General features: G+C 68.2%; 19 protein-coding genes. 7 read left to right on the top strand and 12 right to left on the bottom strand.

The genetic code is table 11. From position 1 onward, the window contains the following. Positions 1 to 69: 69 nt before the first annotated feature. The 4 genes from K309_RS0103185 to K309_RS0103170 form a co-directional block, all read right to left on the bottom strand. Entirely contained in the window at positions 70 to 1,770 is a 1,701-nt protein-coding gene (locus K309_RS0103185) for a lactate permease LctP family transporter (RefSeq protein ID WP_029045066.1), read from the bottom strand. Positions 1,771 to 1,914: 144 nt separating this feature from the next. Next, positions 1,915 to 3,360, bottom strand: a complete 1,446-nt coding sequence (locus K309_RS0103180; RefSeq protein ID WP_029045065.1) for a LutB/LldF family L-lactate oxidation iron-sulfur protein — start codon at positions 3,358 to 3,360, stop codon at positions 1,915 to 1,917. Continuing rightward, positions 3,357 to 4,064 (bottom strand): LutC/YkgG family protein, encoded by a 708-nt coding sequence (locus tag K309_RS0103175; RefSeq protein WP_029045064.1) that lies wholly within the window; start codon positions 4,062 to 4,064, stop codon positions 3,357 to 3,359. The genes K309_RS0103180 and K309_RS0103175 overlap by 4 nt, the downstream gene beginning before the upstream one ends. Further along, a complete protein-coding gene (locus K309_RS0103170; protein WP_029045063.1) occupies positions 4,061 to 4,843 on the bottom strand; it encodes a (Fe-S)-binding protein in 783 nt (260 codons plus the stop codon). Before K309_RS0103170 ends, K309_RS0103175 begins: the two co-directional genes overlap by 4 nt. A gap of 183 nt (positions 4,844 to 5,026) precedes the next feature. Between K309_RS0103170 and K309_RS35855 the strand changes: the two genes are divergently transcribed. Next, positions 5,027 to 5,734, top strand: coding sequence for a FadR/GntR family transcriptional regulator (locus tag K309_RS35855; protein WP_051320319.1), 708 nt, complete (start codon positions 5,027 to 5,029; stop codon positions 5,732 to 5,734). 91 nt (positions 5,735 to 5,825) lie between these two features. On the opposite strand, the gene K309_RS0103160 is transcribed toward K309_RS35855, so the two are convergent. After that, entirely contained in the window at positions 5,826 to 6,863 is a 1,038-nt protein-coding gene (locus K309_RS0103160; protein WP_029045062.1) for an AI-2E family transporter, read from the bottom strand. Between the two features lie 170 nt (positions 6,864 to 7,033). On the opposite strand from K309_RS0103160, the gene K309_RS0103155 reads away from it, so the two are divergent. Further along, on the top strand, positions 7,034 to 8,416 hold the full coding sequence (locus K309_RS0103155; RefSeq protein ID WP_029045061.1) for an ethanolamine ammonia-lyase subunit EutB: 1,383 nt from the start codon (positions 7,034 to 7,036) through the stop codon (positions 8,414 to 8,416). 32 nt (positions 8,417 to 8,448) lie between these two features. Further along, positions 8,449 to 9,279, top strand: coding sequence for an ethanolamine ammonia-lyase subunit EutC (gene eutC, locus K309_RS35850; RefSeq protein ID WP_051320312.1), 831 nt, complete (start codon positions 8,449 to 8,451; stop codon positions 9,277 to 9,279). 52 nt (positions 9,280 to 9,331) lie between these two features. Here the strand turns inward: eutC and K309_RS0103145 are convergent, their stop codons facing one another. Further along, positions 9,332 to 9,805 (bottom strand): aminoacyl-tRNA deacylase, encoded by a 474-nt coding sequence (locus K309_RS0103145; protein WP_029045060.1) that lies wholly within the window; start codon positions 9,803 to 9,805, stop codon positions 9,332 to 9,334. A gap of 98 nt (positions 9,806 to 9,903) precedes the next feature. Further along, entirely contained in the window at positions 9,904 to 10,827 is a 924-nt protein-coding gene (locus tag K309_RS0103140; RefSeq protein WP_029045059.1) for a LysR family transcriptional regulator, read from the bottom strand. Between the two features lie 162 nt (positions 10,828 to 10,989). Here K309_RS0103140 and K309_RS0103135 point away from each other — a divergent pair, with 162 nt between their 5' ends. Continuing rightward, a complete protein-coding gene (locus K309_RS0103135; RefSeq protein ID WP_232232304.1) occupies positions 10,990 to 11,445 on the top strand; it encodes a hypothetical protein in 456 nt (151 codons plus the stop codon). A 41-nt stretch (positions 11,446 to 11,486) separates the two neighbouring features. Here K309_RS0103135 and fumC read toward each other — a convergent pair whose 3' ends face one another. Next, positions 11,487 to 12,893, bottom strand: coding sequence for a class II fumarate hydratase (gene fumC / locus K309_RS0103130; RefSeq protein WP_029045057.1), 1,407 nt, complete (start codon positions 12,891 to 12,893; stop codon positions 11,487 to 11,489). A gap of 230 nt (positions 12,894 to 13,123) precedes the next feature. Next, positions 13,124 to 13,474, bottom strand: a complete 351-nt coding sequence (locus K309_RS0103125; RefSeq protein WP_029045056.1) for a four-helix bundle copper-binding protein — start codon at positions 13,472 to 13,474, stop codon at positions 13,124 to 13,126. A 482-nt stretch (positions 13,475 to 13,956) separates the two neighbouring features. On the opposite strand from K309_RS0103125, the gene K309_RS0103120 reads away from it, so the two are divergent. Further along, positions 13,957 to 14,343, top strand: a complete 387-nt coding sequence (locus K309_RS0103120; protein ID WP_029045055.1) for a hypothetical protein — start codon at positions 13,957 to 13,959, stop codon at positions 14,341 to 14,343. 278 nt (positions 14,344 to 14,621) lie between these two features. Next, positions 14,622 to 17,804, top strand: coding sequence for a bifunctional diguanylate cyclase/phosphodiesterase (locus K309_RS35845; RefSeq protein ID WP_035876694.1), 3,183 nt, complete (start codon positions 14,622 to 14,624; stop codon positions 17,802 to 17,804). A gap of 79 nt (positions 17,805 to 17,883) precedes the next feature. On the opposite strand, the gene K309_RS0103105 is transcribed toward K309_RS35845, so the two are convergent. Then, entirely contained in the window at positions 17,884 to 18,204 is a 321-nt protein-coding gene (locus K309_RS0103105) for a PadR family transcriptional regulator (protein WP_029045054.1), read from the bottom strand. 535 nt (positions 18,205 to 18,739) lie between these two features. Between K309_RS0103105 and K309_RS0103100 the strand changes: the two genes are divergently transcribed. Beyond that, positions 18,740 to 19,666, top strand: coding sequence for a DMT family transporter (locus K309_RS0103100; RefSeq protein WP_029045053.1), 927 nt, complete (start codon positions 18,740 to 18,742; stop codon positions 19,664 to 19,666). Positions 19,667 to 19,693: 27 nt separating this feature from the next. Here the strand turns inward: K309_RS0103100 and fur are convergent, their stop codons facing one another. Both fur and K309_RS0103090 read right to left on the bottom strand, forming a co-directional pair. After that, positions 19,694 to 20,167 (bottom strand): ferric iron uptake transcriptional regulator, encoded by a 474-nt coding sequence (fur, locus tag K309_RS35840; RefSeq protein WP_035876691.1) that lies wholly within the window; start codon positions 20,165 to 20,167, stop codon positions 19,694 to 19,696. A gap of 643 nt (positions 20,168 to 20,810) precedes the next feature. Next, on the bottom strand, positions 20,811 to 21,737 hold the full coding sequence (locus K309_RS0103090) for a LysR substrate-binding domain-containing protein (protein ID WP_029045052.1): 927 nt from the start codon (positions 21,735 to 21,737) through the stop codon (positions 20,811 to 20,813). Between the last annotated feature and the right edge of the window lie 19 nt (positions 21,738 to 21,756).

The following is a 21,756-nucleotide window of genomic DNA, read 5'->3' as shown; positions in this document are numbered from 1 at the left end:
TCTGCCGACAACGCCCGATCCGCGCGTGATGTCTCCCCTCTCCCGCAGGCGGGAGAGGGGAGCAAACACTCACCCGGGAATCATTCCCGGCAGCCAATAAGCCTGCACCATCGTGATCACCCCGATGATCACCGCAAACAACAGGCTGTGCTTGACGGTAAACCGGAACAGCTCCGACTCCTTCCCGACCAGCCCCGTCGCCGCGCAGGCCACCGCGATCGATTGCGGCGAGATCATCTTCGCGGTCACGCCGCCGGTGGTGTTGGCCGCCACCATCAGCGTGTCGGACACGCCGATCTGGTGCGCGGTGGTGTTCTGCAGCGCGCAGAACAGCGCGTTGGAGGAGGTATCCGATCCGGTCAGGAACACGCCCAGCCAGCCGAGGAACGGCGAGAAGAACGGGAACGCGGCACCGGTGCCGGCCAGCAGCAGCGCCAGCGTGGACGACATGCCGGAGTAGTTCGCGACGAAGGCAAAGGCCAGCACCAGCCCGATCGACAGCACCGGGCGCGCCAGTTCCACCAGCGTCTCGCCAAAGGTCGCCAGCAGCGCGCGCGGCTTCATCTTAAGCAGCACCGCGGAGATCAGGGCGGTCAGCAGGATCGCGGTACCCACGGCGGACAGCAAATCGAGCTTGAGCACGGCATCATAGGCCTTGGGCGTGGCCACGATCGGCGCGGCCTTGATCACCATCTGGTCCAGCCCCGGCACCTTGAACTTCAGCACCGTGCCCGCCAGCGCGCCGTTGGCGGCGAACAGCGCCTTGAACGGCTGCAGGCTCCATACCGTGACGATCGCCGTCAGGATGCCGAACGGTGCCCAGGCGCGCAGCGTCTGCGCCAGCGTGTAGGGCGATGCCTTGCGGCTCACCGGAGCGCCGCCGAAGCCGCCGCCAAAGCCGGCCAGCGCCACGGTACCGCCGCTGACCGCACCGCCTGCGCGCTGCGAAGCGCTGCGCGGCTGCCAGACCTTCAGGAACGCGGCCAGCGACACCAGGCTCACCAGCGCCGAGGTGATGTCCGGCAGTTCCGGCCCGATATGGTTGGAAGTGAAGTATTGCGTCACCGCGAAGCTGCCGCCGCACACCAGCGCCGCCGGCCACGTCTCGCGCACGCCCTTGGCGCCGTCCATCATGAACACCAGCCAGAACGGCACCAGCAGCGACAGCAGCGGCAGCTGGCGGCCGGCCATGGCACCGATATGGAAGGGATCGATGCCCGTGACCTGCCCGGCCACGATGATGGGAATGCCCATCGCGCCAAACGCCACCGGCGCGGTATTGGCGATCAGGCACAGCCCCGCGGCATACAGCGGATTGAAGCCCAGGCCGACCAGCAGCGCGGCGGTGATCGCCACCGGCGCGCCGAAGCCCGCCGCGCCTTCCAGGAAAGCGCCGAAGGCAAAGCCGATCAGCAGCATCTGCAGGCGCTGGTCGTCGGTGATCGCCAGCACCGAGGCGCGGATGATATCGAACTGGCCGGTCTTGACCACGATCTTGTAGAGGAACACCGCGGTCACGATGATCCATGCGATCGGCCACAGCCCGTAGGCAAAGCCGAAGCCGGCCGCGGCCAGCGCCTGCTGCACCGGCATGCCGTAGGCGAAGATCGCCACGCCGAGCGCCAGCAGCAACGTGACCGCGGCGGCGACATGACCCTTCATGCGCCACACGGCCAGCGCGATGAAGAAAAACAGGATGGGAATGGCCGCCGCCAGCGCCGACAGCCACAGGCTGCCTAGCGGCGTATAGAGTTGGGTCCAGGGTTGCACGTTTTAGTCTCCTGCTTCAGTGGTGTTTCGGGAAAATGTTTGTTGTTCTGGGAAGCGCGACGGCTTGATTCCGGCCGCCTGTGTGCTCCCTCTCCCGCTTGCGGGAGAGGGAGCACACAATCGGGAGTCGGAAGGATCGGGCGCCTACTCCGGCTGCCCCTTCTCCTTGAGCAGATCCGCCAGGCTCTTCGCCGCCGGCTTCAGCGGCGTGCGATGCTGCGTCCATCCCATCTGCTTCGACGGCGCCAGCGCACGCAGTCTTGTGGCCGCCCAGCGGAACAGCCGGTAAGTGGCCGGGTGCGAGTACGCCCCGCTCCAGAAGCGCCACACCAGGTGCTCGCCCTTGCTGTACTTCGCACCCTGGCCACGCAGCGGGTTGACCACCCGTTCCTCGGGATCGCGGTTCGATTCGGTGCGCAGGCGTACCAGCAATTGCGGGATCGGGATGCGCACCGGGCAGACCTCACCGCACGCGCCGCACAAGCTGGATGCGGTGGGCAGGTCCGCAGTGGCTTCGAGTCCCAGCAAATGCGGCGAAATGATCTTGCCGATCGGACCGGGATAGGTCGTGCCATAGGCATGGCCGCCGATGCGCGTATAGACCGGGCAGTGGTTCATGCATGCCCCGCAGCGGATGCACTGCAGCGTGGCGCGCAGCTGCGCGTCGGCGTAGGCCTGCGTACGGCCGTTGTCGAGCAGTACCAGGTGCACCTCGCGCGGCCCGTCGCGCTCGCCGTCGCGGCGCGGGCCGGAGATGAGGTTGAAATACGTGGTGATGGCCTGCCCGGTGGCCGAGCGCGTCAGCAGGCTCGACAGCGGCACGATGTGCTCGAGCTTCGCCACTACCTTTTCCATGCCCATGATGGCGATATGCACATCGGGGACGGTGGTGGAAAGGCGGCCGTTGCCCTCGTTCTCGACCAGCCACAGGGTGCCGGTGTCCGCCGCGGCGAAGTTGACGCCGGACAGGCCGATATCGGCGCCGACGAACTCCTGCCGCAGCGCGCGGCGTCCGGTCTGGATCAGCGCGTCGACGTCCTCGGTATAGGGCGTGTCGGGAATATGCTGCTCGAACAGCGCGGCGATATCGCCCTTGGTCTTGTGGATCGCCGGCATCACGATATGCGACGGCTTCTCGCCCGCAAGCTGGACGATGTACTCGCCCATGTCCGACTCGATGCATTCGACGCCGCGCTCGGCCAGGTAATGGTTCAGCTCGATTTCCTCGCTGGCCATCGACTTGCCCTTGATCACGCGCCTGGCCTGCCTCGCTGCCGCGATGCCGTGGATGATGCGGTTGGCGTCGTCGGCGGTCTCGGCCCAGTGGACCTGAACACCGGCGGCGGCGAGCTTGTCCTCCAGCTGCACCAGCAGATCCGGCAGGTTGGCGAGCGCGTGCTGACGCACCGCCTCGCCCAGGTCGCGCAGCCGCTCCAGCTCATCCGCGTCGGGAAACTGCGCCAGCCGCTTGCCCTGCAGGAAGTCCATCGCGCCGCGAAAGCTCTGGCGCAGCTTGGGATCGTCCAGCGCCTCGCGCGCACGCGCCTTGAAGTCTTGCGGCGCGACGAAATGCAGCGTGCTCTGGCTCATTGCGGGGCCTCCGTGTTGTCGATGTCCCGCACGATGACGACCCACAGCCGGCGCGGGCCGTGCGCGCCATAGGCCAGCGTCTGCTGGATATCGGAAGTCTTGGACGGGCCCGAGATCATCACCAGGTTGGTCGGCATGCCGTCGCGCCAGCGTTCGGCGCGCGCGGCCATGTGCAGGTCATGGTGCAGCGTCGATGCGCGCACCAGCGCCACATGCAGCGGCGGCACCAGCGACACCGTGCGCGGCGAACCTGCGTCCGGGGCAACGATCAGCGTGCCGGTGGCGGCAATGCCCGAGCGCGCCACGGTGAAGCCGGCGTCGACGGTGTCGAACAATTCTGCTTTCCAGGTTTCGATGGGGCGGTCAAAGCCGATGGCTTCGACCTGCGGCGGCAGCGCGGCAGCCAGCGCCGCGCCGGCGCGGCTGGCGGGGTCGAGCAGCACGCGCCGGACGCCGGCTTCGGCCAGCGCCGAGGCCAGCAGCACAGGCCACGCTTGCTCATTGGCGCACCAGACTTCCGCGTGCAAGGCTTCCAGTGCGATGCGCATCGCATCGACCAACGCGTCGACGCTCGGAGCGCCATGTCGGCGTGCCTCGAAATGGCCATCGATGCGGCGGTCCAGTTCAGCGGTGGAGGATGCAGGCGCGGGAGCGGCGGCGCGCAGCCGGCCGAGCATTCGTTCGCGGGCGCCGGGCGTGCTCATGCGGCACCTCCGGTACGGCGCCACAGGAAGCTGGCCAGGTGTTCGACCTGCAGCGGCGCGCCGTCATGCGCGGCGGTGTGGCCGATATTGAGCAGGCAGCCGCAGTCGGCCGACACCAGCCGCTCGCAGCCGGTGGCGCAGGCGGACGCAACCTTGTCGCGCACCATCGCGCCGGAGATATCGGGATGCTTGAGCGAGAACGTGCCGCCGAAGCCGCAGCATTCCGACTCGCGCTGATGCTCGACGCGGGTTACGCCCGGCAACGCGTCGACCAGCGCCACGCCGTGCTGGCGCGTACCCATTTCGCGGCGGGCGCCGCAGGAGGTATGCAGCACGATCCGCTCGGGCGCCTGGCCCGGCGGCATGGCGTCGTCGAAATCGACGTGGAGCACGTGGAGCAGGAATTCGCCCAGCTCGTAGATGCGCTCGGCCAGAGCGCGTGCCTTCGGGCCTGCCACGGGATCGTCGGCGAACAATTGCGGCCAGTGGTGGCGCATCATGCCCGCGCATGACCCGGACGGCACGACCACCGGCCATGGCTGGCTGAACAGGTCCAGTTGCGCGCGGGCTACCGCACGCGCGGCGTCGGGGTTGCCGCTGCTGTATGCCGGCTGGCCGCAGCAGCTCTGCGCACGCGGAAAGTGTACGGTGAGGCCTTCGCGCTCGAGCAGCCGCACGGCGTCGAGCCCGGCCTGCGGCACGAACAGGTCGACCAGGCAGGTGGCAAAGAGGTAGGCCTGCGTCGGGGCAGGGCCGCTGGGGTACTGACGATCCTTCATGTCTCGCTCCGGATGTGCTGGGGTTGCGCTGCTGGGTCGCACATTTGGGCGCATAATTCCCGCTTCCGAGCGGCAGTTCAAATTGGTTGGACCAGTCGGCGGGGCGGCTGAGGAGCGAGGGCGGACGGCATGACGGTGGCGGCACAAAGGAGCGGGCGCACCCGCGGGCGCGTGGAGGTGGTCATGCGCCAGATGGAAACCGCGCTGCTTGACGGCACCTGGCCGCCAGGCACGCGGCTGCCGGCCGAGCGCGTGCTGGCCGAGCAGTACGCGGTGGCGCGCAACACCGTGCGCGAGGCGATCCAGCGCCTGGCCGCGCGCGGGCTGCTGCAAAGCCGGCGCGGCGCGGGTGTCTATGCCACCGACCAGCTGCGCGCCGGCATTGCTTCCCCATGGGGCCAGCTGGTGGCCGACCATCCCGCGCTGCGCGACGACATCCTGGAGTTCCGCCGCGTGCTGGAAGGTGCCACCGCCTACTTCGCCGCGCTGCGCGCCGACACCGCCGACGTCAAGCGCATCCGCTCCCTGATGGACGAACTCGAACGCGCCCGCGCCGGCGACGACAAGCAAGCCGAGGCCGATGCCGATGCGCGCCTGCATGACGCCATCGCGCTGGCCTCGCACAACACCATGTTCCTGCACCTGCATACCAGCGTGATCGGCATGCTGCGCGAACACATCACCATCAATGGCACCGGACTGCGCGAGCAGGACGACAGCGCCTCGGAACTGTTGCTGCTGCAGCACCGCACGCTATGTGATGCGATCTGCGCGCGCCGGCCGGAAGAAGCGCGCACGGCCATGCAGACGCATATCGACTTCGTGCGCAGCCGGGTCGAACAGGACGACCCGGACCAACAGGACGAACAGGACGAACAGGACGGGCGCTGAATGCGCACGGTTGCAATTGGTCGGACCAGCGGGCGCTACGGCGCTGGCATTGAAAACCTCTCCAAAGCCAGCAACGGCCAGGGCGCCGTGGTCATATCAGGCCGGCCCCGGCCAGTTCCCGCTTCAGGTAGGCATAGAAGATCGGCCCTGCAATCACGCCGGGGATCCCGAACAGCGTCTCCATCAGCAGCATCACGACCAGCAGCTCCCACGCCGCCGCCTGGATACGCGCGCCGATGATGCGGGCGTTCAGGAAATACTCCAGCTTGTGGATCACCACCAGGAACACCAGCGACGCCACCGCGATCGGCAGCGACACTGACAACGACGCCACCACGATGGCCGTATTGGAAATCAGGTTGCCCAGCACCGGGAGCAAGCCGGCCACGAAGGTGATGACCACCAGCGTCTTCGACAGGGGCAGGTGCACGCCGAACAGCGGCAGCACCACCAGCAGGTAAAGCGCCGTCAGCAAGGTATTGATCGTCGAGATCTGGATCTGCGCAAAGATGAACTGCGAAAACGCCTGCTGCAGCGTACGCGCCCGCGCCACCAGCGCAGCCGCCAGCGGCCGGCGGTTCGGCCGCGACACTGCCCGGTAAAGCGCCACCATCGCGCCGATCACCAGTCCGATCAGGATATGCACCAGCGTGCGCAGGACCTCCGCCCCCAGCTTCTGCGCCATGGCCGCATGCGCGCGCAGCGCTTCGATCAGCGCCGTGGCCAGCTCGTCCACCCCGTTAGGCAGCGCGTCGCTGAGCCACGACGGCAACTGCCCGCGCGACTGGTCGATAATGTCGGCGACATGGTTCAGCAGTCCGTCCAGCGTATTGCCATCGCCACTGACAAAGCGCACCAGCAACCAGCCGGCCAGCGACAGCCCGAGCAGGATCAGCGCCGACAGGATCGCCACCGCCAGCGCATCGTGCCGCTGGTTCAGCCGCTTCAGCCGCGGCGCCAGCACATCCACCAGGGAATACAGCAGCAGCCCGGACAGCAAGGCTGCCACCAGGTTCGCCTGGAGCACGGTCCAGAGCGCCAGGGCAGTCAGGACATAGGCGACGGCACCGACGCTGTACCACGCGGCCGGCAGAAGGCGCGGGGCGTTGGTCGGGTCGGGGTCTTTCATTTATGGTCTCCGGCGTTGGGGGCCACGACGCGCGCGCGGCGGTTGCGGGGCGGATCAGCTAGCGCTCGATTGTCGGGGCGGGGTTAGGCAAGCACTGGGACGCGCCAGCCAGGTGCTCCAACGGTGACTATATTAGGGGCATCGGCTTCGATATCGGAACGGCAATCCCCATGGCATATACCCACACCATTGGCAGCCAGCGCCATGTCTTCGGCGACCTGCGCACGCTGCTGGCCAAGGCCAGCCCGGCGCGCTCCGGCGATGCCCTGGCCGGCATCGCCGCCGCCAGCGAGCAGGAACGGATGGCCGCGCGCCTGGCGCTGGCCGACGTGCCCCTGGACCGGTTCCTCGACGAGGCGCTGGTGCCCTATGAAGAGGATGAGGTCACGCGCCTGATCGTCGACCGGCACGATGCCTCTGCGTTTGCCGCGATCGCCGCCACTACGGTCGGCGACCTGCGCAACTGGCTGCTGCGGCATGAGACCGACACCGCCACGCTGGCGCGCGTCGCGCCCGGTGTCACCCCCGAAATCGCGGCCGCGGTCAGCAAGCTGATGCGCAACCAGGATTTGGTGGCGGTGGCGCGCAAATGTCAGGTGGTGACGCGCTTTCGCGATACCGTCGGCCTGCCGGGGCGGCTGGCGGTGCGGCTGCAGCCGAACCATCCTACCGACGATCCCAAGGGCATCGCCGCTTCCGTTATCGATGGCCTGCTGTATGGCTGCGGCGACGCCACCATCGGCGTCAATCCGGCCTCGGACAACCTGGGCGCCATTGTCTCGCTGCTGCATATGCTCGATGCGCTGCGCAGCCGCTTCGATATCCCGACGCAGACGTGCGTGCTGACCCACGTCACCAACACGCTGCGCGCGATCGCGCAGCGCGCGCCGGTGGACCTGGTGTTCCAGTCGGTGGCGGGCAGTGAACGCGCCAATACGGCCTTCGGCATCAGCCTGGCGCTGCTGGCCGAAGCCCACGACGCCGCGCGGGGCCTCGCGCGTGGCACGGTCGGCGACAACGTCATGTATTTCGAAACGGGGCAGGGCAGCGCGCTGTCGGCCAACGCCCACCATGGCGTCGACCAGCAGACCATGGAGGCGCGCGCCTACGCCGTGGCGCGTGCGTTCTCCCCGCTGCTGGTCAATACCGTGGTGGGCTTTATCGGGCCGGAATACCTGTACGACGGCAAGCAGATCATCCGCGCCGGGCTCGAGGACCACTTCTGCGGCAAGCTGATGGGCGTGCCGATGGGCTGCGACGTTTGCTACACCAATCATGCCGAGGCCGACCAGGACGACATGGACACGCTATTGACGCTGTTCGGCGTGGCCGGCATCAACTTCATCATGGGCGTGCCGGGCGCCGACGACATCATGCTGAACTACCAGAGCACTTCGTTCCACGATGCGCTGTACCTGCGCGAAGTGCTGGGCCTGCGCCCCGCACCGGAGTTCGAGCAATGGCTGCAGCGCATGGGAATCGCCGATGGCGCCGGCCGACTGCTGGAGCCGTCCGGGCGCCTGCCGCTGCTGCAGATGGCGCACAGCCTGTAAGGCCGCCCCCGAGCCACTCTTCACGACACGCCATGCCTGAGCTTCCTTCGCCCCCTGCCCCCCCTGCCAATACCGCCGCTACGCCGGACGCCGATCCATGGCAGCGCCTGCGCCAGTTCACGCGCGCGCGCATCGCATTGGGCCGCACCGGCCACAGCCAGACCACAGACGCCGTGCTGGCGTTCGGCCTGGCCCATGCGCAGGCTCGCGATGCCGTGCACTTGCCGCTGGACGCCGAGGCCATCGCCGACGCACTGCGGCAGGCCGGGCTCGACCACGTGCTTGCCCACAGCGCTGCGCCCGACCGCACCCATTACCTGCGGCGCCCGGACCTCGGCCGGGGCCTGGATGACGAGAGCAGGGAGCGCCTGGCCGCGGCGCGACCGCAGCAGGCGCCCGATGTCGTGTTCGTGATCGCCGACGGACTTTCGGCCCTGGCCGCGCAAACGCACGCGGTGGCGGTGCTGGAAGCGACGCGCCAGCGCTTGCCGCAGGCATGGCGGATCGGACCCGTGGTGGTGGCGGAACAGTCGCGTGTCGCGCTCGGCGACGATATCGGCGCCGTGCTGGGCGCGCGTCAGGTGGTGATGCTGATCGGCGAACGGCCCGGGCTGAGTTCGCCCGACAGCCTCGGCATCTACCTGACCTATGCGCCGCAACCCGGCCGTACCGATGCCGAGCGCAACTGCATCTCCAATGTGCGGCCCGAAGGACTGTCCTATGCGCAGGCCGCGCAACGGCTGGTGTTCCTGCTGCGTGGCGCCGTGGCAATCGGGCGCTCGGGCGTGGATCTGAAGGACGACAGCGAGCACGCATTGGCCGGAGCGACGCCGCAGGCAACTCCGTTGCAGGACCACCCATGAAAAACGGCCACCGTGGATGAATCCGCGGTGGCCGCAGCGCAACGTAGCCGCGCTACATCATGCGGCGTGAGAAGTGCCCGGGCGTGGCATCTGACATCAGGTCCATGAACTGGTCCCGTGTCATGTGCACCAGTTCCTGGTGGTCGCCGCCCTCGAAATACACTTCGGGCTGCTGCATCAGGCTGTCGTCGACATAGGTTTGCATGCCATACGCCATGGCGACCGGCGGGATCGCACCAAGGTCGCAATCCTTGAAGATCTCACGGATTTCATCCTCATGCGCGAGCACCAGGTCGCGGCCGGTCTGTTCGCAGATTGCAGCCATCTGCAGGTGATGGCTCGAAGGGATCACGGCGGCGACATAGCCGCGCTCGTCTTCGAGCAACAGGGTCTTGGCCAGACGGTCTCCGGGAATGTGCGCCGCCTCGGCAGTGGCCATGCTGCTGAGGGTGTAGGGGTGGCGGATGATGTCGTACTGGGTATTCTTGCTACTCAGGCAGTTTGCGAGCGTGCTAGACAGGGCCATGGTTGCTCCTCAGGACAGGGATACGCCTACGGTTATCCTTGTGCTCCTAATATAGTGCCTGGCGCCGTGCCCAACGGCTCCCGATCCGCCTTGCACCCCTAGCGGTGCAGCCGCGGCCACACCGCCTGCAGCTCCGTTTTCAGGAAGTTCAGCAGGTAGCGCGTGGCCAGTGTCTGGTAGCGGTTTGGCATGGTCAGCATGTACAGCCGGCTGCCGAACACGCTGATGCGGTAATCCGGCAGCAGCTGCACCAGCCCGCCGCTCGCCAGTTCCTCGCCGATCGCGTAGATCGGCGTGATGCCGATGCCCAGGCCGGCTACCACCGCTTCCTTCAGGAAGCCGAAGTTGTCGGAACTGAGCGTCGGCTCCAGCACGACCTGTTCGCGGGTTTCCTGCGCTTCGCTGCCGGGCCGCGTTCCCGCGACCTTCAGCTTTTGGCCCACCGGCGAGGCGCATACGATCGCCTGCCCCTGCAGGTCGGCGAGCGCCTGGGGCAGGCGATGGTTTGCCAGGTAAGCGGGCGAGGCGCAGATGACCCAGTCCACCGCGCCGATCTCGGTGGCGACGACTGAATCGGGCGGCGTGGAAATGATGCGCAGCGCCACGTCCACATCCTCGGACACCAGGTTGTGCACGCGGTTGTCGAAGACGACATCGAGCGTGATGTCGGGATAGCGCTGCTTGAACTGCACCAGCAGCGGCGACAGCAGCGTATGGCCGAGGCCGGTAGGGACCGAAAGCCGCACATGGCCCCGCAGGCTCTTGCCCATGTTGCTGATCAGCGCATTTGCCGCCGCCACCTCGCCGAGGATATTGCGCCCGTGCTCGTACAGCCCGGCACCCACCGGCGTGGGCTCGACATGGCGGGTGGTCCGCCGCAGCAGCTGCACGCCCAGCTCTTCCTCCAGCGCCTTCAGGCGGTAGCTGACATTGGCGCGCGTCATCTTGAGCTTGCGCGCGGCTGCGCTCAGGTTGCCGGCGTCGACGATGTCGACGAACAGGCGCAAGGCGTTGAGGTCCATGGCTAGAAGGAAACAAAAAAGGCCCGGCCAGCCGCGTGGCGGGCGCCGGCCCCGTATATTGCCATGCTGGCGCGCGCACCTCGGCGCTGCCGTGCAGCATATGGCGAAGTCAGGCACGGTGTCATCGGGGCTTGCTGGAGATTGTCCAGCCGGCAGGACAGTGTGTCCCGCGTTTCAGCCGCCCCAGACGGCTTTCCAGGCCGCGCATCGCTTGCACTGAACGCGGCTCTGGGCAATGATTCGAGCCACACCGTCAACCGGCCCGACGCGCCCCCGTTTGCCATGCACCGCTTGATGCGCCGCTGGCTGTGCCTGCCTTTGATCATTGCCGGCGCCAGCGCCTCTGCCCAGGACCTGGTCGAATGCAAGCGGATCGAGCATGACCAGCTGATTGCCGCCACCCAGGAAACGCTGCTGTTCCTGCGCTGCCGCGCGCGCCAGGTTGCCTACGAAGCGCCACGCCTCAAAGGCGTATCGCAGCGCTTCAAGGATGACCTGATGTTCGCTTGCCTGGACCAGGCGGACGCGGTCGAACACCAGTTGCGCGTACGTCATGGCTATTCGCGGGAATCGCTGGCGCGCCAGCGCTGCCTTGCGCCGGCCGGTGCGCCTGGCTGAGCCACGCGGCTGCCCTCGACGAGCCGCCGCGCCGGCACGGCTCACGCTTCCCGCGTCATGCCGGCCAGGTCGATCCACTTGCGGAACTGCTCCTCGGTCACATGTCCGGACGCGATCGCGGCTTCCCGTAGCGACAGGTTGCGCTGCACCGCCAGCTTGGCGATCTCGGCGGCCTTGTCGTAGCCGATATGCGGGTTGAGCGCCGTGACCGGCATCAGCGAGCGTTCCAGCAGTTCTGCAATGTGCCCGCGGTCGGCCTCGACGCCCTCGACCATATGCTCGGCAAAGCTCGACGCCGCCCCCGCCAGCAGGCTGACCGACTGCAGCAGGCTGTAGATGATCACCGGCTTGTACGCATTCAGCTCGAGCGTGCCCAGGCCGTTGGCCAGCGTCACCGTGGTGTGGTTGCCGATCACGCGGCAGCACACCATGGCCAGCGCCTCCGCCTGGGTCGGATTGACCTTGCCCGGCATGATCGACGAGCCTGGCTCGTTGGCCGGCAGGATCAGCTCGGCGAAGCCGGCGCGCGGCCCCGAGCCCAGCAGCATGAAATCACGCGCGATCTTCAGGAATGACGAAGCGGTGGTGTTGAGCGCGCCCGACAGGTCCGCCAGCGCATCATGCGAGGCCTGCAGCGCGTAGCGGTTGGGCGCGGGCTCGAACGGCAGGCCGGTGTAGTCGGCCAGGGCGCGCGCAAAGGCCGCGGCAAAGCCGTGCGGCGCGTTCAGCCCGGTGCCGACCGCGGTGCCGCCCTGCGCGACTGGCATGGCGCGCAGCATGGCCTGCTGCAGCCGCGATTGCGCATCCGCGACCTGCGTCATGTAGCCAGAGAACTCCTGGCCCAGCGTCAGCGGGACCGCGTCCTGCAGGTGCGTGCGGCCCACCTTGACGATATCGGCAAAGGCTTCCACCTTGCGCGCGAAAGTCTGCTGCAGCTGCTCCAGCGCCGGCAGCAGCTGTTGCTGGATCGCACGCGTCGCGGCGATGTGCATCGCGGTCGGGAAGCTGTCGTTGCTCGACTGGCTGGCATTGACATGATCGTTCGGATGCACCGGCTGCTTGCTGCCGACTTCGCCGCCGAGCAGCTGGATCGCGCGGTTGGCGATGACCTCGTTGAGGTTCATGTTGGTCTGCGTGCCCGATCCGGTCTGCCAGACCGACAGCGGAAACTCCTGCGGCCAACGGCCTTCGATCACTTCCGTGGCCGCCTGCTCGATGGCGTGCGCCAGCTCGGGCTGGAGCACGCCCAGTTCACGGTTGGCGCGGGCCGCACACAGCTTCAGGATGGCGAAGGCCTCGACCAGCGCGGGCGGCATCTTCTCGTCGCCGATGCGGAAGTTCTGGCGCGAGCGTTCGGTTTGCGCACCCCAGAGGCGGTCGGCGGGCACCGGCACATCGCCCAGGCTGTCTTTCTCGATGCGGGTGTTGCTGGCGGCAGGCTTGGACATGGACAGACTCCTTTGCAAGGCAAGGGACGCCGCTGCGGGGGCCGGAATTGCCGAATGGAAGGAACGCGGCGCAAGGCGGGTGCCGGCGAGTCATGCCGTCAGAAGCCAGGCCGCGCCCCGGCCGTGTGTGTGCAGTCCACCAGACTACCCGCAGGCGCGCTGCGTGCGTTCAAGTCCATGCTGCCCGCCGGGTTAACCCACATGCGGCCGACGCGGCGGGCCGGGGCGCGCTACGCCGTCATCTTGAGGCACTGCTCCATGCAAACCGTGCAGGCCCGCGCGCACTCCTGGCAATGCTCGGCGTCATGGCGCTCGCATTCCTCCTTGCACCACTTGCAGACTTCGGCGCAGTCCTCGCAGACCAGCGGCGCGAACTCGCTGTTGCGCAGCATGTAGGAGGCGGCCAGCTGCGCGATGCCGGCGACATCCATGTCCAGCGCAATGCAGCGCGCCATCCTGTGCACGTCCTGCTCTTCCAGGCAGGCCGCAGCGCATTTCAGCGCGGCGGCGGCACAGGCGTTGCACGCGGCGATGCAGTCGGCGTAGCGGGCGGCGTTTTCCTGCACGGTGGGTCGGATCATCGAGCGTCCTCCTTCGGGGTAGTGGATGGAACCGTGAATGCCGGCGTGGGAACCGGCGGGCGCGGACTCACACCTCGCCGCCACTGTCGGCGGCAAGCGCGGTCCCATGGCATGCCCGCGGTGATGCGGGCGCCGCAAAGGCGCCGCCACGGGGCATCGTTATCCACAATAGCAGGCGAAAGTCGATCCTGCGGGCCCGGTACTTGCAGCGCCGTGGTGGTTACAATGCCGCCTGCGCCAGGCGTTCCGGATGAGGGGGCGCGGGTATCGTGCCCGGCACCCGGTGCGGCCGTCGGGCACCACCGCCCCCTGAACCGCATCTAACAGGAAACCGCAGACAGCACAGACAGCATGGAGCACGCCCAGGCTCCGGCCGGGCATGCGACAGGCCGCCAGACGGCCACCCAACAACACACCGCACCGCGCGGCCACCGTGGCCGCGGCGGGGCAAGCACACCGGCAGCACGGGAAGGAAGGACATCATGGGCGAGGCAAAGAGACGGGGCACCCCCGAAGAGCGTGCGGCACAGGCGCGCGCGAAGGTCGAGGCCTTGCGCCCCGCGCAGCTGGTCTGCGGGCACTGCAAGACTGCGTTCAAGCAGTTCGACACCCTCAACGTGCCGGGCCTGCCCGGCATCGACGCCGTGTTCGGCGGAGAATGCCCCAGCTGCGGCAACGACGTGGTGGTCTTCAAGGGCGCGCCGGAAGCCGTGGCGCAGGCCATGATCGCCTGGGAAAAAATGCTGGGCGCCGACGCCCAGCTTGGCTACCAGTCCAGCGACGGGCGCCATGTCCCGTTCGAGCCGGAGGGCAGCGCTGCGGAAACTGCCGGTGCCGTGCCCGGCAAGCCCGGCGGCACGCTGCATTGACGGGCTGCCGGCCCTCGCGGCCGGCAGCCTTGGCAACTGCTCCGCACGCGCCTGCTAGAGGCTGAGCTCGCCGGCCAGTTCGGGCGGACCGGTTTCGTAGCGTCGGCGCCCGGCGCCCGTGGCGCGGTACAGCCCTTGTGCATCCGGCGCGGCCTTGTGCATGCGGCGCGGTATAGTGCCGCGTTATCGCAAGGCACGCAGTCCATTTCCCGGGCGCTGGCCAGCCTGCCGGGTTCCGTGGCAGGCGCGTCGCCGTCGCCAGACCGTTACCGAAGACCATGAGACTGACTGCGCTTTCCCCTGCCTTGCTGGCGCTGCTGGTCGCGGCAAGCGGGGCGCTGCTGACCGCGGGGGCGTGGCGCCAGGTACAGCAATTCGAGCAGCGGGTGGCTCAGCAGCATTTCGATGCGCTGCTGAACCAGGCCGACAGCGCACTGCGCGAACGCATGCTCGAGAACGAACGGCGGCTGCGCGGCGTGGCGGGCCTGATGACGGCCAATCCGGCAGCTTCGCGCGCGCAATGGCGCAACTATCTCTATACCGCCCAGCTCGACGAGCTGCCGCCCGGCACGCAATCGATCGGCTACGCACCGCTGGCGGCACCGCGGCAGGTCGAATCCCTGGTCGCGGCCGCGCGCGCCGATGGCCTTGCCGGTTACGGGATTCATCCCGCCGGCCGCCCGCGCAGCCTCTACGCGCCCATCCTCTATGTGGAGCCGCTGGCCGGGCGCAACGCCCGCGCCGTCGGCTTCGACCTGCTGTCCGAGCCGTCCCGTCGCGCCGCGATGGAAGCGGCGCGCGACAGCGGCGAGCCCCGTCTGACGCGCGGGCTGGAGCTGGTGCGCGAGTCCGAGGCAGCGCAGCGCCAGCGCGGCGCGCTGCTGTTCCTGCCGGTCTACGGTGGCGGCGTGGCCGCCAGCACGCCGGCGCAGCGGCGCGAGGCGGTGGTCGGCTATGTCTTTGTATCGCTGCGCCTGGGCGACCTGATGCGCGGGGTCGGCGCGCCGGCACTGGCGGACCTTGAGCTGTCGCTGCACGAGGGCACGCCCGCCGTGCCCGGGCCGCTGCTGTCGGACACGGCCGCCGCCGCGCAGCGCGATGACGGTAACGCCCTGCTGCTGCACGGCGAGCGCCAGTTCCGCTATGGGGGCGCCGCGTGGCTGCTGCGTGCAGCCACGCGTCCCGCCTTCGCAGCGGCATATGGCCCGCGCCAGAGGTATGCCGTGCTGGCCGCGGGTGCGCTGGCCACGCTGGCGCTGGCCGGCATGACCTGTGCGCTGGCACTCCAGCGCCGCAGAGCCCGGCAACGCGAGGCCCAGGCAGTCCGCGCCTGGGAGGACGGCAATGCCACGCTGCAGGCCTGCATGGCGCAATCCGCCGATGGCTTTGTCCTTACCGATGCCAACGGCGTGGTCGTGCGTGCCAGCGAGCGCGCCGGCAAGCTGTTCGGCATCGCGCCGGCCGACCTCGTCGGTCGTAACCTCGATACGCTCGCCCCCGGTGCCATCGTTGTTGCGGATGGCGACGCTGGTGCTGGCGTGGCCGGCGGCGCTGTGCAGCGCGAGCTGAACGGCGTGCGCAGCGACGGCAGCCGTTTCCCGCTGCGCGCCAGCGCCGCGCACCTGCCCGGCGCCGACGGCGGCGCCCACCGGCTGTGGGCCATCACGGATCTGGAGCCGCAGCACCGCGCGCACCAGGCCGCCGCGCACCAGGCTGCGCTCTATGCCGGCCTGGTCGACCATGCCAACTTCGCCGTCATCACCTTCGGCGACGACGGCGTGGTCACCAGCGTCAATGCCGCGGGCACCCGCATGCTGTGGTACGCCGCCGCCGAGCTGGTCGGCCGCATGCCGGTCACCGGCCTGCATCTTGCCGACGAACTGGCCGCGCACGCGCGCGCGCTCAGCCAGGAGCTGGGCGAACCGGTGCCCGCCGGAATGCCCGCGCTGGTCGCCAAGGCGCGGCTCGGCCTGAGCGACGAACGCGAGTGGACGTGGGTGCGCAAGGGCGGCTCGCGCCTGCCAGTGCAGGTATCCGTGGCATTGCTGGCCGCGCCGCCGGACGGGCCCCCGGCAGGCTACCAGGCCATCGCCTACGACCTGACCGAGCGCCGCCGCGTCGACGAATACATCCGCCACCTGGCGTTGCATGACCCGCTGACCGGCCTGCCCAACCGCGCCGAACTCAACGAGCGCGCGCAACCCGTGCTGCTGCATGCGCGCCGTCATGGCGAACGCGTGGCACTGCTGCTGCTGGACCTGGACCACTTCAAGCACATCAACGATTCGCTCGGCCACCCGGTCGGCGACGACGTGCTGCGCACCATGGCCGACCGCCTCAAGGGCGCCGTGCGCCAGGGCGACCTGGTGGCGCGCATGGGCGGCGACGAATTTGGAGCGGTGCTGGGCGGCCTGCGCGACGACAGCGAGGCCGAGCTGATTGCCGCCAAGATCCAGGCGCGCGTCAACGAAGAACTGCTGGCCGGCGGGCAGCGCCTGCGCGTGACCCCGTCGGTCGGCATGGCGGTCTTCCCCGACGACGGCGATTCGCTGACCGAGCTGATGAAGTCCGCCGATGCCGCGGTCTATGCCGCCAAGCAGGGCGGCCGCGCGCAGCTGTGCCGCTTTGCCGCGTCAATGGCCGAGGCCTCGCTGGCGCGCTTCACCATAGAGGGCCTGCTGCGCCGGGCGCTGGCCGGCAACGAATTCCGGCTGCGCTACCAGCCCATCGTCGATACCGCCACGAAAGCGATTACCGGCGTCGAGGCGCTGATCGCCTGGGAAACACCCGAGCGCGGCCCGATGCAGCCGTCCGAGTTCATCCCCATCGCCGAGCAGAGCGGCCTGGTCGCGCCGCTTGGCGAATGGACGCTGGCGACCGCCTGCCGCGAGATCCAGGCGCTGCGCCAGGCGCTGGGTCGCGACATCGAGGTGGCGGTCAATATCTCGCCACTGCAGCTGCGCCAGGCCGGCTTCCCGGACACCGTGGCGCGCTGCCTCGAGCAGGCCGGCCTGCCGCCGCGGCAACTGGTGATCGAGGTTACCGAAGGCATCCTCGTCGACGGCGGCGAGACCACCATCGAAACCTTCCGCCGGCTGCGCGCGCTTGGCGTGGCACTGTCGATCGACGATTTCGGCACTGGCTATTCGGGCCTGAACTACCTGACCCGGCTGCCGATCGACCGGCTCAAGATCGACAAGTCCTTCGTCGACGACGTGGCCACGCCCGGCCACGATCAGGCGGTCGCTGCCGCGATCATCGCGCTCGGGCACCAGTTGCACCTGAAGGTGGTTGCCGAGGGTGTCGAAACCGCGGCGCAGTTCGAGTTCCTGCGGTCGCAGGGCTGCGACGGCGTGCAGGGATTCCTGTTCTGCCAGGCGGTGCCGCCGCATGCGTTGCGCCAGTTGCTGGAGACAGGCCTGGAAACGGCGCTGGCCGACCCGGCCTCACTGCGGCAATAGGCGGCCCGCACCGGACGGCAATCTCGCAGAAACGGGTACGCTCGGTCTCGGTCGGGGGCGTGGGGAACGCGCGGACCGGTCAGGCTTTGCGCGGCGTGTCGGGGGTGGGAAGGTCGGCGTGCAGGCGGCGGTACAGCTCGTCGATGCGCTGGCGGCTGGCCGCCAGTTCCTCGCGGCCGCGCTCGGTCAGCTGGTAGACGCGGCCGATGCCGTCACGCAACACGCTTTCGAGGTAGCCCTCCATCTGCAGGGCCCGCAGCAAGGGACGCACGGTGCCGATGTCGACCTGGAAGCCATACTCCAGCAGCATGTCGGCGAGCATGGCCACCGTGGCGGGGACTTCGAGGGCAAATTGCAGGACGTAGACGCGGGCAAGCAGGCCCAGGAACTGTCGTTTCATGAAATCTGGCAACGCGGCAGCCGACCCGGTGGTTGACGCGGGCGGCATCCTGGATGTTTGGGTTTGCAGACCTTGTACCGGCAAAAGCGGAAACGCTGCCAGTTGGCGGGATTTTAACGTGCTGAGTGTGACTGATAAGTAACTTTAAACAGCGCAGGCAAAAAAGAAGCCGCCAGGGTTCCTGGCGGCTTGTCGGGAATGCGTCGGAGGGGTCAATTAACTCTGGCGCAGACCAGAGTTTAATTTAATTGAATACGGATTGTCACCTGTCTGTTTCGGCACCCCTCCCAGGGAGGGGTATGGGTGAAGGCGGTTCGAACGAAAAACGCCCAGCAGTTGTTCCCATTGTGCCCAAAAAGGCGCGTTAATGTGAGGTAGATCCATCAACTGCTGCGAAAAAGCGACGTCGCATGTGCGGCATGAATCGCATGTAACGGATGCAGATGTCCGGATCCGGCTTGCGCCCGTGCCGGCACCGGCGTCAAATCGCGACACCTCCATCCCGTCGTGGTCCTGCGGCATGCCACCGCCTTCCATGAAACCCACCGATCTCGCACGCCTGCTTGCCTTGGCTGCCCTCTGGGGCGCCAGCTTCCTGTTTATCCGCATCGGCGCGCCCGTGCTCGATCCGATGCCGGCCGCATTCGTGCGCGTGCTCGTTGCCGCCATCACGCTCGCCGTGTGCCTGCCGATGCTGGGGCTGCGCTGGGACATGCGTGCCAAATGGCCGGCGGTGCTCGCACTGGGCGTGATCAACTCCGGCATTCCGTTCGCCATGTACGCGGTGGCGGCGCTGTGGCTGCCGGCGGGCTATTCGGCGGTGTTCAATGCCATGACGCCGCTGATGGGCGTCGTGATTGGCGCGCTGGCCTTTTCCGAGCGGCTGACGCGCGCCAAGGCGGTGGGCGTGATGCTGGGCGTGGCCGGCGTGGCGGTGCTGACGCGCACCGGCCCGGTCGCGTTCTCCACCGAAGTGCTGCTTGGCGCGCTGGCTTGCCTGGTAGCGACCGCCTGCTATGGCCTGTCCGGCTTCCTGGCGCGACGCTGGATCACCGAGCGCGGCGGCCTGGACAGCCGCCTGGTCGCGGCCGGCAGCATGGTCGGCGCGACACTGTTCCTGCTGCCGTTTTGCGTGGTTGCGCTGTGGCGCCACAACACGCTGCCCGATGCCGGCGTCGGTGTGTGGTCCGCCATGGCGGGCCTGGGCGTGCTCTGCACGGCGCTGGCCTACATCCTCTATTACCGGCTGATTGCCGACCTTGGCCCGGTGCGCTCGCTGACCGTGACTTTCTTGATTCCGCCATTCGGCATCGTCTGGGGCGCGCTGTTCCTGGGCGAAGCGCTGTCGTGGGCCCACGCGGTGGGCGGCGCGCTGATCGGCCTGGCGGTGTGGCTGGTGTTGCGGCCAGCGGCGGCCGACGTGCCGACGGCCGCGGCGGTGCGGGGGGCCGCGAAGCGCTGAACTGTCAGCAGCGGACCTCGGGCGTGCTCAGGCTTGCGTGGGCAGCGCCGCGGACATGTGTGTTTCGTCCGGTTCACTGGCACGGCACTCGGGACAGACGCCATACAGCACCAGCATGTGCTCGCGCAAGATAAAGGCGTTGTCGGCGGCTACCTGGCGCTGGCGCTGCTCGATGCTTTCGTCGCGGAATTCTTCCACGCGGCCGCAGGCAACACAGATCAGATGGTCATGGTGCCCGCCTTCGTTGAGTTCGAACACGGCATGGTCGGACTCGAAGGTGTGGCGCAGCAGGATGTCGGCCTGCACCAGCTGGTTAAGCACCCGGTACACCGTGGACAGGCCCGCATCTTCGTCCTGGGTCAGCAGGATGCGATAGACATCCTCCGCACTGAGATGGCGCCGTGCGCTGGTGCGGAACACTTCAAGGATCCGCATCCGCGGCGACGTGGCTTTCAGGCCGGCGCGCTTGAGGTGGATCGGATTGGACCGTTCGGATGACATGGCGGATGGCATTGGGATCCTGCTGTTGCCCCGCTTCGGGCAGGGCGGCACCGTGCCAGTCGCCGCGCAGGGGCGGCGTCGATGGCTTGGCGGGATATTCAGGCTGGAGCGCCAGGGCCGGCCGCGCGCAGCGCTGGCGTCCCTGGCGGCGCGCCGTGCCTGCACGACGCGCTGAATAAAAAGGCGGCCTGGCTTGCCTCCGGAAGACGCGATCGGGAAAGCGGGGTCTGGTTGCTTTCCCGATCTTCCGAAGACTGGCTACTGCCAAACGCTCCGCGTGACGGAGCGGTCCCCACAAAAGTCGGTGTCGGATGCCGCGGGGGATGACCACGTCGCGGCGTCCGGAAAATCTGTGCCTGCCAGGATTCGGGGCACTGCCGCATGCTGCGGCGGCCTCGGTGCTGGCCGGGCTGCCTGGCTGGTGAAGTACCGTGCGTCAGGCAGTGATCGAATAGTAAATGGGAATCGATCTCATTTCAAGAGAAATTTTCACCGGTGCTGACCATCGGCCGCCGCGTTTGCAAAAATGCCCGCCGGACGGCCTGCGTTCAGAACTGGTGGCGCATCCCGGCAGACGTGGAAAAAGATGTCCGCGCAGGCAGCACTGAAAAAGTACTGTTTCGGGCGGTGTGAACGAGTTTGGTCAGCCTTCGGAGCCGTCGGCCGGCATGTCGCGCGACAGGCCCAGGATCCACCCGCGGAACATCGCCAGCGCTTCCGATTCCGGCCGGCCCTCGGGATAGGCGAAATAGTAAGCCTGGTAGCCCTGGTGCTCGTCCAGCATGCCGGCCAGCGGGATCACCAGCTGGCCGGTCTGCAGCTCGCGTTCGATCAGCAGCCGTGGCGCCAGTCCGATGCCGAGCCCCGCGGCGGCGGCGGCCGTCATCATCGTGAACAGCTCATAGCGCGGCCCGCGCGACGACGCGAGGCTGAAGTCCCAGCCCTGCGCCAAGTACCAGTCGCGCCAGGCGTTGGCGCGCGTGCTCAGGTGCAGGTGGCGGCAGCGTGCCAGGCTGGCCGCATCGGTGACGGGATGGGCGGCGAGAAAGGCCGGGCTGCACACCGGCACCATGCCGCCTTCGCGGAAGATCACGCCGCCGCGCGTGCCGGGCCAGAACTGGTCGCCGAAATAGATGGCGGCGTCGTAGGCGCACTCCTGGAAGGAAAACGGCTGCGAGCGCGCCGACAGGTTGACGGTGACGTTGGGATGGCGCCGCGCAAAGTCCGGCAGCCGCGGGATCAGCCACTGCGTGGCGAAGGTGGGCACCACCGCGAGTTCCAGCGTGTAGCCCATGGCGCGGCCGGTGCTGATTTCCAGCGTGTCGCGCTGCAGGTGGTCCAGGTGGCGGCGGATGCGCGCGGCGTATTCGCGCCCGGTCTCGGTCAGTTCCAGGCGACGCCGCACGCGCGTGAACAGCGCCACGCCCAGGCGTTGTTCGAGCTGCGCCACCTGCCGCCCCACCGCGCTGTGCGTCAGCGCCAGCTCGGCCGCGGCGCGGGTAAAGCTGCCCAGCCGTGCCGAGGCCTCGAAGGCCTGCAGCGCGCCCAGGTTGGGGATGTCGTTTCTCATGGGAGGGCGGAAAAGGAAG

Origin of the sequence: Cupriavidus phytohabitans, from assembly GCF_000426345.1 — a bacterium.
GTDB lineage: Bacteria > Pseudomonadota > Gammaproteobacteria > Burkholderiales > Burkholderiaceae > Cupriavidus.
This window is presented reverse-complemented; position numbering and strand designations above follow the sequence as displayed.